Origin of the sequence: Arenibaculum sp., assembly GCF_035998295.1 — a bacterium.
Classification (GTDB): Bacteria; Pseudomonadota; Alphaproteobacteria; order Azospirillales; family Azospirillaceae; genus DASYHS01.
In genome coordinates, this window is sequence record NZ_DASYHS010000120.1 from 1 (window position 1) to 14,632 (window position 14,632).

Here is a 14,632-nt window from a genome sequence, read left to right on the forward strand (position 1 = left end):
GTCGGGATCTCCGGGCCGAGATGCCGCATCAGCGCGGACCGGATCGGCAGGCGCGTGATGGCGCCGAGAAGCATGCCTTAAGAAAACTATCTTGGCCGGAAATCATCTGGCACATAGGGTCTCCACATCAAGGTAGTTGCCCCTTGGTCCATAGCCACTGCATCTGCGCGTGACCATTGCGATGACCGCCTCAACGATCCGCGATTTAACCCATACGCGAGAGTACTCCATGAATGCATCCGACCTCTTCGTTTCCTGTCTCGAGGCCGAGGGAGTCGAGTACATCTTCGGCGTACCCGGTGAAGAGAACCTGGCGTTTCTGAATTCCCTGGCGAAGTCCAGGCAGATCAAGCTGGTACTGACGCGGCATGAGCAGGCGGCGGGCTTCATGGCGGCAACCTATGGCCGGCTCACCGGAAAGGCGGGGGTCTGTCTGTCCACGCTCGGTCCTGGCGCGACGAATCTCGTCACGGCAGCCGCCTATGCCAGCCTTGGCGGCATGCCGATGATGATGATCACCGGTCAGAAGCCGATCCGCAGGCCGAAGCAAGGTCGTTTTCAGATCATAGACGTGATCGACATGTTTGCGCCGGTCACCAAGTTCACCCATCAGCTTGCGTCGGCCGACAACATTCCAGCACGCGTCCGTGAGGCTATCCGACTCGCCGAGGAAGAAAAGCCAGGCGCCGTACACCTGGAGTTGCCGGAGGACATTGCCGACGAGGAGACAACAAGTCTGCCGATCGGCGCCAGCCGGAGCCGGCGCCCGGTCGCGGAGGTGAAGGCGATCCAGGCCGCCGTGGACGCGCTCGAGCATGCGAAATCCCCGCTGGCGGTGATCGGCGCGGGCGCCAACCGGAAGATGACCGCACGAATGCTGTCCCTGTTCTGCGAGAAGACAGGCATACCGTTCGTCACCACGCAGCTGGGAAAAGGCGTGATCGACGAGCGTCACGACGGATTCCTGGGCAATGCCGCCTTATCGTCCGGCGACTTCGTCCATCGCGCGCTCGATGAGACCGACCTCATCGTGAATATCGGTCACGACGTAATCGAGAAGCCGCCATTTTTCATGCAGCGCAATGGCGCCCGCGTGATCCATGTAAATTTCCGGTCCGCCGAAGTCGATCCCGTCTACTTTCCCCAAATCGAGGTCATCGGCGACATTGCGAATTCGATCTGGCAGATCACCGAGGCACTGAGCGCTCCCGATCATTGGGACTTTTCGCGCCTGTTGCAGATTCGCGCCGCGAATGAAGCGCATCTGGCCGAAGGTGCGGCCGACAATCGGTTTCCAGTCTACCCGCAGCGACTGGTTGCCGACGTTCGAGCGGTGATGCCGTCCGACGGCATCGTCGCCCTCGACAATGGCGTTTACAAGATCTGGTTCGCGCGCAACTACAAGGCCCATCTGCCCAACACCGTTCTGCTCGACAACGCGTTGGCGACCATGGGAGCTGGCCTTCCGTCGGCGATGGCCGCCCGGCTCGTCGAGCCGGACAAGGCAATCCTCGCGGTATGTGGCGACGGCGGGTTCATGATGAACAGCCAAGAGCTGGAAACGGCCGTCAGGCTCAAACTGAACCTCACGGTGATGATCCTGAGAGACGACGCGTATGGCATGATCCGCTGGAAGCAGCAGCAGCTCGAATATGATGACTTCGGTCTGTCCTACGGCAATCCGGACTTCGTCGCCTACGCGCAGAGCTACGGAGCAATAGGCCATCGGATAGGTTCCGCAGAAGACATCAGGCCACTGCTGCGGCAATGCCTCGCCACGCCCGGCGTCCATGTCGTCGACTGTCCGATCGACTACAGCGAGAACGACCGCATCCTGCATCGAGATATTCTGCAGCGCAGTTCGGCACTCTGACCGTCGTCGGGTGGTTCCGACCAGCACGGCCGTCTCTCGGGACGTCGTTCGACGGGCCGGCCGGGATCGAGGCTCCCCTCATCCCGGCAGCGGCGGACAAGCCGGTCATGCCGCCCCGACCGCAACCGCCTACAAGCCCTACGTCACCTCGACGCCATGCTTGCGGACGACACCGACCACCGAGATACAAGCCCGCTCGAACGAGGTTACGGACAAACACTGCGCGGCTCGACACCGCTTAGCGATTCAATCCTCATCGTCGTTGAGGTCGGCGATCAAAGCGGCGACATTCTCGAATTGATTGACCTTCCCCTGTTGCGCCGCTCGTAGAGCAGCTTCCGTCCTGTCGTTCGGCACGCGGATCTCGAACGGCAGGGACCGATCGGCAGCGATGCGCACCAACATGAGCCTGATCGCGTCGGACACGGAGAGCCCCATCTCGGCAAGGACGGCAGTGGCCGCTTTCTTCACGTCGGGGTCGATGCGAGCCCGGACGACGTCGGTTGCAGCCATGGGACCACCTCTCAAATTCGTTGGGCTACGTTGTGGCTACATTCAGGAACATGACGCCTTTCGTTTGGTGGATCAAGCCCGGCAACCCTTCCGAACCATCCGGGAGAACGTGGAGTACGCACAGCACGTTCAAGCACGACGAGTACATAGCAGAACAGTCAGCGGGCCGCTAAGTCTTTGATCTAACAACGTTAATCAGCCCCACTCCGAAACATACGTTGCACACATTCCATTGAGGGAAATTTTTTTCTGCAGCTCGAGGTCCACAAACACCATAACATCAAAATATGCGGTTCTCGAATAAGGATCTAAGTCATTGTTCTATAAGGGATTCCAGCGCACAATCTGAATTGCCCGCCGCCAGCGGGCATCTGGAGATATCAACGAGGATCAGGAATGGCGACAAGGGAGGCGAGTGCGATAGCCAAGAAGCAGCTTGCGTTTCGTGAGTTGCACTGGCCGGGGGCTGACCCGTATCTATGGCACCGTAGCGCAAACAAGGGTTTCACAACGATCCCCAAGACCATGCCCATGATCTTGAAGATCATGGACGAGATGACCAAGGGGGCACCGGTCTCATCGACCTATCTCACCCTCTGGTGCAACACGTGGGACAACTCGTTCGTGGTGCTGAACAAGCACGGGGAGATGGCGAACGCCTCCGGCTTCGGCGGCCAGCGCGGCCAACATACTTGGGCAACACGTATGAAGAAGCTCCAGGAGCTTTTCTTCATCGACATCAAACCCGGCAAGTCGGGGCCGTTGAGCAACGCGATCATCTGGAACCCCCACCTCGTCCTGCGATGGCACCACGACAACAAGACGCCGGGACTGACGGAGGCCAGCTACAACGCTCTGCTCGAGTGGGCGCTCGAGATCGGTGCAAAGGACATGACGGACCCCTTTCTGCCGACACAACAGCTCGAAACCATCATCTCCTCCAACGGGGGCGCATGATGCGCAGCATCGAGCGGACCACCCAGTTCAAGCGTGACTACAAACGTGAGAAAAGGACGAACGCGCGGCTGGATGAAATCCTTATGCCAGTGATCACAATGCTCCGCGGCGACGAGGAACTTCCCGAACGGCTGCGGGACCATTCCCTGGGTGGAACATGGAAAGGGTTCCGGGACTGCCACGTGAAGCCGGACCTGGTGCTGATCTACGCGAGAAACGATAGCATGCTCACCCTCGTTCGCCTGGGGTCGCACAGCGAATTGTTCGAATAGGATGGCAGTACAAGCCGAGGCTCAGCCAGTGCAGCCAGCGCGGACCAGTGGTGGTCCGCCGGCCCCGAGACCCTTCGGGACGGAGCGGCGGTTCATCTCCCCGGACTTATCGGGCGTCCCGTGGCGCGGCGCCGCGCTCCGCGATGAGGCGGCGCCAATGCGCCGGCCCGAGCGCGTGGACCGAGGTGCCGGCCGCGTCGACCGCGACGGTGACGGGCATGTCCGCGACCTCGAACTCGTGGATGGCCTCCATGCCGAGGTCGGGGAAGGCGACGACGCGCGCGCTGCGGATCGCCTTGGAGACGAGGTAGGCGGCGCCGCCGACCGCGATCAGGTAGGCGGCGCGGTGGCGGCGGATCGCCTCGATCGCCTCGGGCCCGCGCTCGGCCTTGCCGACCATGGCGAGCAGGCCGGTCGCGGCCAGCATCGGCTCGGTGAACTTGTCCATGCGCGTCGCGGTCGTGGGCCCCGCGGGACCGACCGCCTCGCCCTCGGCCGCGTCGACGGGGCCGACGTAGTAGATGACGCGGCCGGCGAAATCGACGGGCAGCGTCTCGCCGCGCGCCAGCATGTCGACCATCCGCTTGTGGGCGGCGTCGCGCCCCGTGAGCAGGCGCCCGGTCAGCAGCAGCGTCTCCCCCGGCCGCCAGGAGGCCACCTCCTCGCGCGTCAGCCGGTCGAGGTCGACCCGCCGGGTCCCGGCCGCCGAGCGGTCGAGGACGATCGCGGGCCAGTCCGCCGGGTCGGGCGGGTCGAGGCGGACCGGGCCGGAGCCGTCGAGGACCACGCGCGCATGGCGCGTCGCGGCACAGTTCGGGATCAGGCCGACCGGGAGCGAGGCGGCGTGGGTCGGGAAGCTGCGGATCTTGACGTCGAGCACCGTCGTCAGGCCGCCCAGCCCCTGCGCGCCGATGCCGAGGCCGTTGACCTTGCGGTAGATATCGATCCGCATCTCCTCCTCGGGCGTGTTCGGCCCGCGGCGCAGCAGATCGGTCATGTCGATCGGCTCCATCAGGGCTTCCTTGGCCAGCAGCATCGCCTTCTCGGCCGTGCCGCCGACGCCGATGCCCAGCATGCCCGGCGGGCACCAGCCGGCGCCCAGCTCGGGCACGGTGCGCAGCACCCAGTCGACGACGCCGTCGCTGGGGTTCAGCACCGCGAAGCGCGCCTTGTTCTCCGACCCACCGCCCTTGGCGGCGACCGTGATCTCCAAGGTGCGGCCGGGTACCACGTCCATGTGGACGACCGCGGGGGAGTTGTCGCGGGTGTTGGCCCGCGCGAACAGCGGGTCGCGCACGACCGAGGCGCGCAGAGGGTTCACCGGGTCCAGGTAGGCGCGGCGCACCCCCTCGTCCACCAGCGCGGCCAGGCCGCGGTCGGCGTCGAAGCGGACGTCCATGCCGATGCGCAGGAAAACGTTGACGATGCCGGTGTCCTGGCAGATCGGCCGGCGGCCCAGCGAGGCCATGCGCGAGTTCAGCAGGATCTGGGCGATCGCGTCGCGCGCCGCCGGGCTCTCCTCGATCTCGTAGGCGCGCGCGAGGTGGCGGACGTAGTCGGGGGGATGGTGGCAGGCGACGTATTGCAGCGCGCCTGCGACCGTCTCGACGACGTCCTCGCCGCGGATCACCACCGTCATTCGACGTCGCCCTGGGCTTCGGGGGCCGCGCGGCGGAACGCCGGATGCGCCACGCAGGCGTCGTAGATCGCGCGGATGCGGGGATAGGCGTCGATCGGGCACTGGTAGCGCAGCGCGTTGTAGACCTGGGGCACGAGGAACGCGTCGGCGAGCGTCGGCGCGTCCGCGAGGCAGAAGCGCCCGGCGAGGCCATGGCCGTCCAGCACGCGCTCCAGGCCGCCGAGCCCTTCCGCGATCCAGTGCCGGTACCAGGCGAGCTTGTGCTCCTCGCCAAGGCCCAGCGGGCCGGTCAGGTACTTCAGGACGCGGAGATTGTTCAGGGGGTGGATGTCGCAGGCGACGGTCTGGGACACCATCCGGACATAGGCGCGCAGCCGGATGTCGGCGGGCAGCAGGCGCGGCTCGGGATGGAGCTCATCGATGTACTCGCAAATCGCCGCCGACTGGGCGAGGACGAAGCCGTCGTCCTCGATCGCGGGCACGAGGCCGACCGGGTTGACGCCGCGGTATTCCGGCGAATGCTGCTGGCCGCCGCCCTTCAGCATGTGGACGAAGCGGTGCTCGGCCTCGATGCCCTTGAGCGCCAGGACGATGCGGACCCGATAGGCCGCGGACGACCTGAAATAGGTGTAGAGCTTCACCGGCTTTCCTTCCGTTCGGCGCGCGTATCGTGGCCAGGAGCCTCGCGCGGCCGGGCCACGCGGCCAATCCTCATCCATGAGGAATGACGGCCCCGGGGCCGGCCGCCATCCTCCCGCCAGAACCGGACGGGCGTCCGGCCCGACCAACCAGCCGGGAGAACCGCGCATGGTCCCGATCCGAGGACTTCACCACTTCGCCTACCGCTGCCGCGACGCGGAGGAGACCCGCCATTTCTACGAGGACGTCCTGGGCCTGCCGCTCGTCCACCTCGTGCGGGCGGAACGGGTGCCCAGCACCGGCGAGGACTGCCCCTTCGTCCACATCTTCTTCCGCATGGCCGACGGCTCCCACCTCGCCTTCTTCGACCTCGGCGACGACGTCGCGGCCGAGCCGTCGCCGAACACGCCGGCCTGGGTGAACCATCTGGCGCTGCAGGTCGCCTCGCTGGAGGACCTGCACCGGGCCAAGCGCAGGCTGGAGAGCCACGGCATCCACGTGCTCGGCCTGACCGACCACCACTTCATCGCCTCGATCTACTTCTTCGACCCCAACGGCATCCGCCTGGAGCTGACGACCTATACCGGGGTCGACGAGTACATGGACCGCAAGGAGCGCTCCGCGCACGGCGAGCTCGCGGCCTGGACCCAGGAGAAGCGCAGCCGCCTGGAGGCGCGCGCATGAGCCTGCCCCGGCGCATCGGGGTCGTCGGCGCCGGCGCCATCGGCGGGTACCTGGCGGCGCGCTTCGCGCTGGCCGGGCACGAGGTCGCCATCGTCGCACGCGGCGCGCATCTGGACGCGGTGCGCCGGGACGGGCTGAGGCTGCGCACGCGAGAGGGCGAGCGCACGGCGCGCGTGCTGGCCACCGACCGGGCGGCCGGGCTGGGCCCCTGCGACGTCGTGTTCCTGACGGTGAAGGCCCATGGGATCGAGGCGCTGGCGGACGCGGTAGCCGGCCTCGCCCGCCCCGGCGTCCCGCTGGTGCCGGTGCTGAACGGGATACCGTGGTGGTATTTCCAGGGCCTGGACGGGCCGTTCCGGGACCGGCCCGTGCGCGCGGTCGATCCCGAGGGACGCCTGCTGGCGCGGTTCGGCGCGTCGACGCTGGTGGGCGGCGTCGCGCATACGGCCGCGACGCTGGAGGGCCCCGGGATCGTCCGCCTGACCACCGACGGCGACTTCCTGTTCGGCGCCGCCGACCCGCGCGACGACGCGGCCGCGCGCCTGGTCGCGCAGGCCGCGGAAGCGGCCGGGCTGCGGGCGCGGGCGAGCGAGGCGATCCGCCGGGACATCTGGGTGAAGCTGGCGGGCAACGCGGCGTTCAACCCGGTCTCGGCCCTGACGGGGGCGCGGTTCGGGGAGATCTGCGCGTCGGAACCGCTGCTCGCGATCGTGCGCGCCGCGATGCGCGAGGCGATGGCGGTCGGCGGGCGGCACGGCATCGACTTCCCGGTCGACGTCGAGGCCCGCATCGCGATGGCCGGCAAGGTCGGCGGCGCCAAGTCCTCCATGCTGCAGGACCTGGAGCGCGGCCGCCCGGTCGAGACCGGAGCGATCCTGGGCGCGGTCGTCGAGCTGGGGCGCCTGGCCGGCGTCCCGGCGCCCACGCTCGCCCTGCTCGAAGCCCTCGTCGCCGAACGGGCGAACCATCCTCCCGGAGGAGACTGACCCATGGTCCACGACATGCCTATCCGTCAGGCGGATGATCAGGACGAGCGCGGGCTGCGCGAGCAGCTCGCGGCCTGCTACCACGCGTTCGACCATCTCGGCTGGACGGAATCGATCTTCAACCACATCACGGTCCGCGTCCCCGGGCCGGAGCGCCACTACCTCATCAACCCGTTCGGGCTGCACTACGCGGAGGTGACCGCCTCCAACCTCGTCAAGATCGACATCGCCGGGAACCCGGTCGGCGGCGCGCAGGGGCGCGTGAACCGGGCCGGCTTCATCATCCATTCCGCGATCCACGCCGCGCGCGACGACGCGCACTGCATCATCCATGTCCACACCGACACCGGCATCGCGGTCGCGTGCAAGAAGGACGGGCTGTCCCACGACAGTTTCTACGGCGCCCAGCTCTTCGGCCGGGTCGCCTACCACGACTTCGAGGGGATCACCGTCCATGCCGGCGAGCAACCGAGGCTGGTCGCCAGCCTGGGCGACAAGAGCATCCTGGTCCTGCGCAACCACGGCCTGCTGGTCGTGGCGCAGAGCCTGCACAAGGCCTTCTGGCTGATGTGGACGCTCCAGCGCGCCTGCGACGTCCAGTGCAAGGTGCAGTCGATGGCGGGGGACGACGTGCCGGTCCCCGACCCGGTCCGCCTCGCCGCGGCCCATGACGGGGAGCATTTCGACCCCGAGGGGGAGCTGGGCCGCAAGATGCTCGACGCGGTGATCCGGCGCATGGAGATGGAGCGCCGCCGGGCCTTCGTCGATTTCCGGAGCTGAACCATGACGCCATCATCAGGACCCGGGGCACCAGGACCCAGGGCACAGCCCGACGCCGGCACGACCGGCTACGCGCTGCCCACATACCCGGCCGTGATCCCCGAGGCCGTGCGCACCGGCGCCGCCGAGCGCCACCGCGTCGTCATCGTCGGCGCGGGGCTGACCGGGCTGACCCTGGCGGCGGACCTGTCGCTGCGCGGGATCGAGGCGGTCGTCCTCGACGACGACGACACCGTCGGCGTGCGCGGCGCGTCGTCGCGCGGCATGGTGTATTCGCAAAAGACGCTGGAGATCATGGACCGGCTCGGCGTGTTCGGCCGGATCGACGCCAAGGGCGTCCAGTGGTCGGTCGGGCGCACGCTGTCGGGCCACGACGTCGTCTACACCTTCGACCGCGCCCGGGACAGCCGGTCGAAGCAGCCGCCGTTCTGCAACATCCAGCAATACTACGTCGAATGGTACCTGGTGGAGCGCGTCGTCGAGCTCGGCCGGGCGCAGCTTCGCTGGCGGAACGAGGTCGTCGGCGTGGAGGCCGGCGCCGACGGCGTGCGCCTGGAGGTCGCGACGCCCGAGGGGCGCTACGCCATCGTGGCGGACCGGGTGGTGGACGCGGGCGGGGCCAACAGCTTCGTGCGCACCGCGCTCGGCCTCGATTCGCATCCCGCGCGCAGCGAGGACCGCTGGTGCATCTGCGACGTCCGCTTCAGCAGGCCGATGACGGCCGAGCGCTGGACCTGGGTCGACGCCCCCTTCAACGGCGGCCGGGCGGTGTGGCAGCACGTCATGGCCGACGAGGTCTGGCGCCTGGACTACCAGCTCGACCCCGACAGCGACCCCGCGGACGCGGCGAGCCTGGAGGTCGCGACGGCGCGCGTGCGCGAGCATCTCGGCCCGGGGATCGACTTCGAGCTGGTCTGGGTCGGCCCGTGGCAGTACCGGACCCAGCTCCTGGACGAGTTCGTGCTGGGGCGCGTGCTGTTCGCGGGCGACGCAGCCCATGTCATGAGCCCGTTCGGGGCGCGCGGCGGCAATTCCGGCGTCCAGGACGCCGAGAACCTCGGCTGGAAGCTCGCCCTCGTGCTCGGCGGCCAGGCGCCGGAGGTGCTGCTGCGCAGCTATTCGACGGAGCGGCGCGCGGCCGCGGCCGAGAACATCCGCATCACGACCCAGTCGGCGCGCTTCCTCGCCCCGCGGTCGGAGTTCGAGCGCCGGCTCAGGACGGCGGCGATCGACCTGGCGCGCCGCCACCCCTTCGCGCGGACGATGGTCAATACCGGCCGGCTGACGGTGCCGAACGAATATCCCGGCTCGCCCGTCATCGCGCAGGGCGGCGGGGCCTGCCTGCCCAACCTGCCGGTCGGCGAGGGCCGCCACCTCATGGACGCGGTGGCCGGCAACGGGCTGCTGGGCCTGTACGTACCCCGCGGGCCCGACGACCGGAGCCATCACCGGATCGCGGAGGCCGCGGCGGGCGTGCCGGCGAGCGTCGTGCCGCTGGTCCCGGCCGGCACGCCGGTCCCCGCCGGCGGCCTGGCGGACGCGAGCGGGGAGATCCTGCGCCTGGTGCCCGCCGGCCCGGGCGACTTCATCGCCGTCCGGCCGGACCTCTACTGCGCCGGCGTCGTGCGCGACGCCTCCCCGCAGGCCGCGGCCGACCTGCTGCGCTTCGCCCTCGCGATCGGAGAAACGCCATGACGATCAGGCTCGACCCCAACATCGAGGACCCCGACCGCTTCTACGCGGAGATCGTTAGGAGGAACGAGGGGCTGAGCCCCGACGAGAGCCTCGACTTCGCCCTGCGGCTCGTCTTCCTGCTGGCCAACCAGATCGGCCGGAACGACGTGCTGCTGTCCTGCATCGAACAGGCGGCGCAGGAGCGCCGCGCCGGAGACCGCCCATGAGCACCGCATTCGCTTCCGCCAACGACACCACGGACCAGAAGGCGCGCGTCGTCGAGCTCGCCCGCGGGGTCTACGGCTATGTCAGCCAGTCCGACCCCAATTGCGGCTTCGTCGTCGGCGACGAGGGGGTGCTCGTGATCGACGCGCGGGCGACCCCGCAGCTCGCAAGCGAGATGATGGAAGACATCCGGACCGTGACCGAGCGTCCCGTCCGCTACGTCTTCCTGACCCATTACCACGCGGTCAGGGCGCTCGGCGCGAGCGCCTTCGGCGCCGAGGCCGTGATCTCCTCGCGCGATACGCTGCACCTGATCCGCGAGCGCGGCGCCGCCGACATGGAATCGGAGATGCGCCGGTTCCCGAGGCTGTTCAAGGGCGCCGAGCAGATCCCGGGGCTGACGCTGCCGCGCATGACCTTCGATACCGGGATGAGCTTCTGGTTCGGCGAGCGGGAGCTGCGGTTCAGCCATCTCGGCCGCGGCCATTCGCGCGGGGACGCGGTCTGCTGGATCCCCGACGCCGGCGTCGTGTTCGCGGGCGACCTGGTCGAGAACCGCTGCGGCGTCTACACCGGCGACGCCTACATGCGCGACTGGCTGTCGACCCTGGAGCGGCTGCGCGCCCTCGACGCGCCGGTCGTCGTGCCCGGCCGCGGCCCGGCGATGACGGACCGCCAGCAGGTGAGCGACGCGGTCGACGCGACCAAGGACTTCATCATCTCGGTCCTGGAATCGGTCGAGATCGGGCTGAAGTCCGGCAAGGGCCTGCGCGACTGCTACCGCATCGCCGAGGAGCGCATGACGCCCCGTTTCGGCGACTGGCCGATCTTCGTGCACGCGCTCGCCTTCGACGTGGCGCGGGCCTACGACGAGCTGCGGGGCTTCGAGCACCCGCGGATCTGGACCGCGGAACGCGACGCGGAACTCTGGAACACGATCCACGCCTGATCCACGCCTGCTCCCTTGGCCCTCCCGCGAACCGAAAGACCGGCAGAACCGACATGAAGCTAGCCAGCCTGAAGGACGGCACGCGCGATGGCGCGCTCGCCGTCGTCTCCCGCGGCCTCGACCGGGCCGTGCGGGCCGGACCCGCCGCCCCGACGCTGCAATACGCGCTCGACCACTGGACGCGGGTCGAGCCGGAGCTGCGCGACCTCGCCCGGCGCCTGGAGGAAGGCCGGGCCGAAGGCGCGGAGCCGTTCGACCCCGCCGCCGCGATGGCGCCGCTGCCGCGGGCCTACCAGTGGGCCGATTTCAGCTCCTACGTCACGCATGTCGAGCTGGTGCGCCGGGCCCGCGGCGCGACGCTGCCGGACAGCTTCTGGAACGACCCGCTGGTCTACCAGGGAGCCGGCGACTGCAATCTCGGCCCCACGGACCCGATCCCGATGATGGACCCGGGCTGGGGCCTGGACTTCGAGGGCGAGGTCGCCGCGATCGTCGACGACGTCCCGGCCGGCACGGACGAGCAGGCGGCCGGCCGGCATATCCGGCTGCTGATGCTGGTGAACGACGTCACCCTGCGCGACCTGGTGCCGGGCGAGTTGGCCAAGGGCTTCGGCTTCTTCCAGAGCAAGCCGCAGACCGCCTTCTCGCCCGTCGCCGTCACGCCGGACGAGCTGGGCGACGCCTGGGACGGCGACCGGATCCACCTGCCGCTGCTGGTGCGGCGGGGCGCCGAACCGTTCGGGCGGCCGAACGCGGGCCGGGACATGGTGTTCGGGTTCCGCCGCATGGTCGCCCATGTCGCCCGCACCCGCCCGCTCGCGGCCGGCGCGATCATCGGCTCGGGCACCGTCTCGAACGCCGACCGCGGCGTCGGCAGCGCCTGCATCGCGGAGCGGCGGGCCCGGGAGATGGTCGAGCACGGCGCGCCGCGCACGCCCTTCCTCGCCGCCGGCGAGCGGGTGCGCATCGAGATGCTGGACCGCGAGGGCCGGTCGGTGTTCGGCGCCATCGACCAGGTCGTGACGCCGGTCCGTCCCCCGCAGGCCGATCCGCGGTCCGATCGGCAGTCCGATTGAATGCAGGGGCGGGCGGCCTTATAACTGTAACCATCGGTCCATTGGCGCCAGGGGGTGCAGTTGCGCGAGCTCCCGTTCCCCGAGGCGTCGGAGATGGGCCCGGTCCCGAGCCGGGCCGTGTGCAGCATCTTCGACGCCGTCGGACGAAGCAGCTTCGTCCCTACCCTCCTGCGCTCGATGGGAAGCGTCGGCAATCCCGCCTTCGTGTCGATGTTCGCCTATACCGGCGGCCCGACGCCGCTGTTCCTGGGCACCGACAGCGTGTGCTCGCCCTTCTATGCCGCGCGGGCGGCGGAGAGCTACGTCTCCGGCTGCTACCGGGAGGACCCGAACATCGAGATCCTGCTCCGCCGCATGGCCGGCGAGGGCACCGTGATCTCGTATCTGCGGCGCGACGAGGTGCCGTCGCTCCAGTACCGGCGGCTCTGCTACGAGCGCGCCAACATCGTCGACCGGCTGTCGGTGCTGCTGAAGACCCGGCGCGGCCACGGGGTCTCGGTCAGCTTCTACCGCAGCGTCGCGGAGGGCGAGTTCACGGAGAGGGACGTCGACATCCTGCTGGGCTTCGCCCCGGTGGTCCGCGCCGCCGCCGCCCGCCACATCGAGCTGATCGCGCGCGACGGCGGCACCGACTACGACGAGGCGCTGATGCGCCTGAAGGAGCAGTTCCCCGAACTGTCCCGGCGCGAGGCGCAGGTGGCGGCCGGGACCGTCGTCGGGATGACCGCGGACGACCTCGCGCAGATGCTGGGCATCAAGCCGACCAGCGTCATCACCCACCGGCAGAAGGCCTATGCCCGCCTGGGCGTCGCCAGCCAGCGCGAACTGGTCACGAAGTATTACGCGGGGCTGTGAGGGGGCGGGCCCTCACCCTCCCAACCTTCGGTTGGGCCCCTCCCTCTCCCGTTGCACGGGAGAGGGGAGTTTCGCGTTGGTGCGCAGCGCCTCCACCACCAGGGCGAATGCCGGGGCGAGCTGGCGGCGGCTGGGGTAGTAGAGGTGGTAGCCCGGGAACGGCGGGCACCAGTCCGCGAGCACCCGCACGAGCCGGCCGTCGCCGATCAGGGGCAGCGCCTGGTCGTCGAGCACGCAGGCCAGGCCGAACCCGGCGGCCGCCGCCCGCAGGATCATGGACGTGTCGTTGAACACGAGCTGCCCGTCGACGCGCACCTTCAGCTCGCGCCCGTCCTTCCCGAACCCCCAGGCGTACAGGCCGCCCGAGGTCGGCAGGCGCAGGTTGATGCAGGCGTGGCCGGTGAGGTCGTGCGGCGTCCCCGGCGCCGGGCGGCCCGCGAAATAGGAAGGGGCGCCGACGACGGCCATGCGCATGTCCGGCCCGATGCGCACGGCGATCATGTCCTTCGCCACCTGCTCGCCCAGGCGGACGCCGGCGTCGAAGCGCCCGGCCACGATGTCGGTCAGACCCTGGTCGATCGTCAGCTCGACGTCGATGTCGGGATGGTCGGGCAGCAGGCGCGCCAGGGCCGGCCACAGGATCGCGTCGGCGGCGTGCCCGCCGGTCGCGATGCGGACCGTGCCGGCCGGCCTGTCGCGCAGCGCGCTCAAGGCAGCCAGCTCGGCGCCGATCCCGTCGAGCGCGGGGCCCAGCGTGCGGAGCAGGCGTTCACCCGCATCGGTCGGCACGACGCGGCGCGTCGTGCGGGTCAGCAGCCGGACCCCGAGACGCGCCTCGAGCCGGCGCAGGACGTGGCTGAGCGCGGATTGCGAGGTGCCGAGCCGCGCCGCGGCCCGGGTGAAGCTGCGCTCCTCGGCCACGGCGAGGAACGCCATCAGGTCGCCAAGCTCCTCGCGCCGCATTCATGAACCCCTGATATAAGTCCATGCCGATCTTAGCGTCTAATCGCCGGGCGGCACGTCCTTTAAGGTCCCGTCGCGTGGCCATGGGGCGGCCCCTGGCCCGACATGAACGACAAGGAGAGAACGCGATGCGCAAGCGCAAACTCGGCAGCGGCGGCCTGGAGGTGTCGGCGATCGGGCTCGGCTGCATGGGCATGAGCCACGCCTACGGCCCGGCCGCCGACAAGGGGGAGATGATCTCGCTGCTTCGCTCGGCCGTGGAGCGCGGCGTCACGTTCTTCGATACCGCCGAGGTCTACGGCCCGTTCACGAACGAGGAACTCGTGGGCGAAGCCCTCGCCCCTCTGCGCGACCAGGTGGCGATCGCGACCAAGTTCGGGTTCGGGCCCGATCCCGACGGCGGGCCGCAATGGGTCGGCCTGGACAGCCGTCCGGAACACATCCGGGAGGTCGCCGAAGCCTCGCTCCGGCGGCTGAGGACCGAGGCGATCGACCTGTTCTACCAGCACCGCGTCGACCCCGGCGTGCCCATCGAGGACGTGGCGGG

16 protein-coding genes are annotated in these 14,632 nt (G+C 69.1%); 12 read left to right on the plus strand and 4 right to left on the minus strand.

The annotated features are described in order from the left end of the window. Positions 1 to 229 precede the first annotated feature (229 nt). Positions 230 to 1,873 carry an acetolactate synthase large subunit gene (locus VGO20_RS12270; RefSeq protein WP_327502633.1) on the plus strand — a complete coding sequence of 548 codons (1,644 nt, stop codon included), beginning with the start codon at positions 230 to 232 and terminating at the stop codon, positions 1,871 to 1,873. Between the two features lie 246 nt (positions 1,874 to 2,119). On the opposite strand, the gene VGO20_RS12275 is transcribed toward VGO20_RS12270, so the two are convergent. Then, complete coding sequence (locus VGO20_RS12275; protein WP_327502634.1) at positions 2,120 to 2,386, minus strand: type II toxin-antitoxin system RelB/DinJ family antitoxin; 267 nt, start codon at positions 2,384 to 2,386, stop codon at positions 2,120 to 2,122. Positions 2,387 to 2,917: 531 nt separating this feature from the next. Here VGO20_RS12275 and VGO20_RS12280 point away from each other — a divergent pair. Together VGO20_RS12280 and VGO20_RS12285 are read left to right on the plus strand one after the other, a co-directional pair. Then, on the plus strand, positions 2,918 to 3,343 hold the full coding sequence (locus VGO20_RS12280) for a hypothetical protein (RefSeq protein ID WP_327502635.1): 426 nt from the start codon (positions 2,918 to 2,920) through the stop codon (positions 3,341 to 3,343). Beyond that, on the plus strand, positions 3,340 to 3,615 hold the full coding sequence (locus VGO20_RS12285; protein ID WP_473964858.1) for a type II toxin-antitoxin system YafQ family toxin: 276 nt from the start codon (positions 3,340 to 3,342) through the stop codon (positions 3,613 to 3,615). Before VGO20_RS12280 ends, VGO20_RS12285 begins: the two co-directional genes overlap by 4 nt. Positions 3,616 to 3,721: 106 nt before the next feature. Here VGO20_RS12285 and VGO20_RS12290 read toward each other — a convergent pair whose 3' ends face one another. Next, positions 3,722 to 5,254 carry a fumarate hydratase gene (locus tag VGO20_RS12290; protein ID WP_327502636.1) on the minus strand — a complete coding sequence of 511 codons (1,533 nt, stop codon included), beginning with the start codon at positions 5,252 to 5,254 and terminating at the stop codon, positions 3,722 to 3,724. Continuing rightward, complete coding sequence (gene maiA / locus VGO20_RS12295; protein ID WP_327502637.1) at positions 5,251 to 5,895, minus strand: maleylacetoacetate isomerase; 645 nt, start codon at positions 5,893 to 5,895, stop codon at positions 5,251 to 5,253. The genes VGO20_RS12290 and maiA overlap by 4 nt, the downstream gene beginning before the upstream one ends. Before the next feature lie 166 nt (positions 5,896 to 6,061). Between maiA and VGO20_RS12300 the strand changes: the two genes are divergently transcribed. From VGO20_RS12300 to VGO20_RS12335, 8 genes are read left to right on the plus strand one after another with little or no spacing between them, the layout of a single operon-like run. Beyond that, positions 6,062 to 6,577, plus strand: a complete 516-nt coding sequence (locus tag VGO20_RS12300) for a VOC family protein (RefSeq protein WP_327502638.1) — start codon at positions 6,062 to 6,064, stop codon at positions 6,575 to 6,577. After that, entirely contained in the window at positions 6,574 to 7,563 is a 990-nt protein-coding gene (locus VGO20_RS12305; RefSeq protein ID WP_327502639.1) for a ketopantoate reductase family protein, read from the plus strand. Before VGO20_RS12300 ends, VGO20_RS12305 begins: the two co-directional genes overlap by 4 nt. 3 nt (positions 7,564 to 7,566) lie before the next feature. Continuing rightward, positions 7,567 to 8,343 (plus strand): class II aldolase/adducin family protein, encoded by a 777-nt coding sequence (locus tag VGO20_RS12310; protein ID WP_327502640.1) that lies wholly within the window; start codon positions 7,567 to 7,569, stop codon positions 8,341 to 8,343. A gap of 3 nt (positions 8,344 to 8,346) precedes the next feature. After that, entirely contained in the window at positions 8,347 to 10,038 is a 1,692-nt protein-coding gene (locus VGO20_RS12315) for an FAD-dependent oxidoreductase (RefSeq protein ID WP_327502641.1), read from the plus strand. Next, a complete protein-coding gene (locus VGO20_RS12320; RefSeq protein ID WP_327502642.1) occupies positions 10,035 to 10,244 on the plus strand; it encodes a DUF2783 domain-containing protein in 210 nt (69 codons plus the stop codon). Before VGO20_RS12315 ends, VGO20_RS12320 begins: the two co-directional genes overlap by 4 nt. Beyond that, on the plus strand, positions 10,241 to 11,191 hold the full coding sequence (locus tag VGO20_RS12325) for an MBL fold metallo-hydrolase (protein WP_327502643.1): 951 nt from the start codon (positions 10,241 to 10,243) through the stop codon (positions 11,189 to 11,191). The genes VGO20_RS12320 and VGO20_RS12325 overlap by 4 nt, the downstream gene beginning before the upstream one ends. 53 nt (positions 11,192 to 11,244) lie before the next feature. Next, entirely contained in the window at positions 11,245 to 12,267 is a 1,023-nt protein-coding gene (locus VGO20_RS12330) for a fumarylacetoacetate hydrolase family protein (protein WP_327502644.1), read from the plus strand. Between the two features lie 60 nt (positions 12,268 to 12,327). Beyond that, positions 12,328 to 13,122, plus strand: coding sequence for a helix-turn-helix transcriptional regulator (locus VGO20_RS12335; protein WP_327502645.1), 795 nt, complete (start codon positions 12,328 to 12,330; stop codon positions 13,120 to 13,122). A 12-nt stretch (positions 13,123 to 13,134) separates the two neighbouring features. On the opposite strand, the gene VGO20_RS12340 is transcribed toward VGO20_RS12335, so the two are convergent. Then, on the minus strand, positions 13,135 to 14,085 hold the full coding sequence (locus VGO20_RS12340) for a LysR family transcriptional regulator (protein WP_327502646.1): 951 nt from the start codon (positions 14,083 to 14,085) through the stop codon (positions 13,135 to 13,137). Positions 14,086 to 14,213: 128 nt separating this feature from the next. Between VGO20_RS12340 and VGO20_RS12345 the strand changes: the two genes are divergently transcribed. Then, the coding region (locus VGO20_RS12345; protein WP_327502647.1) for an aldo/keto reductase at positions 14,214 to 14,632 on the plus strand (419 nt) is incomplete at its 3' end.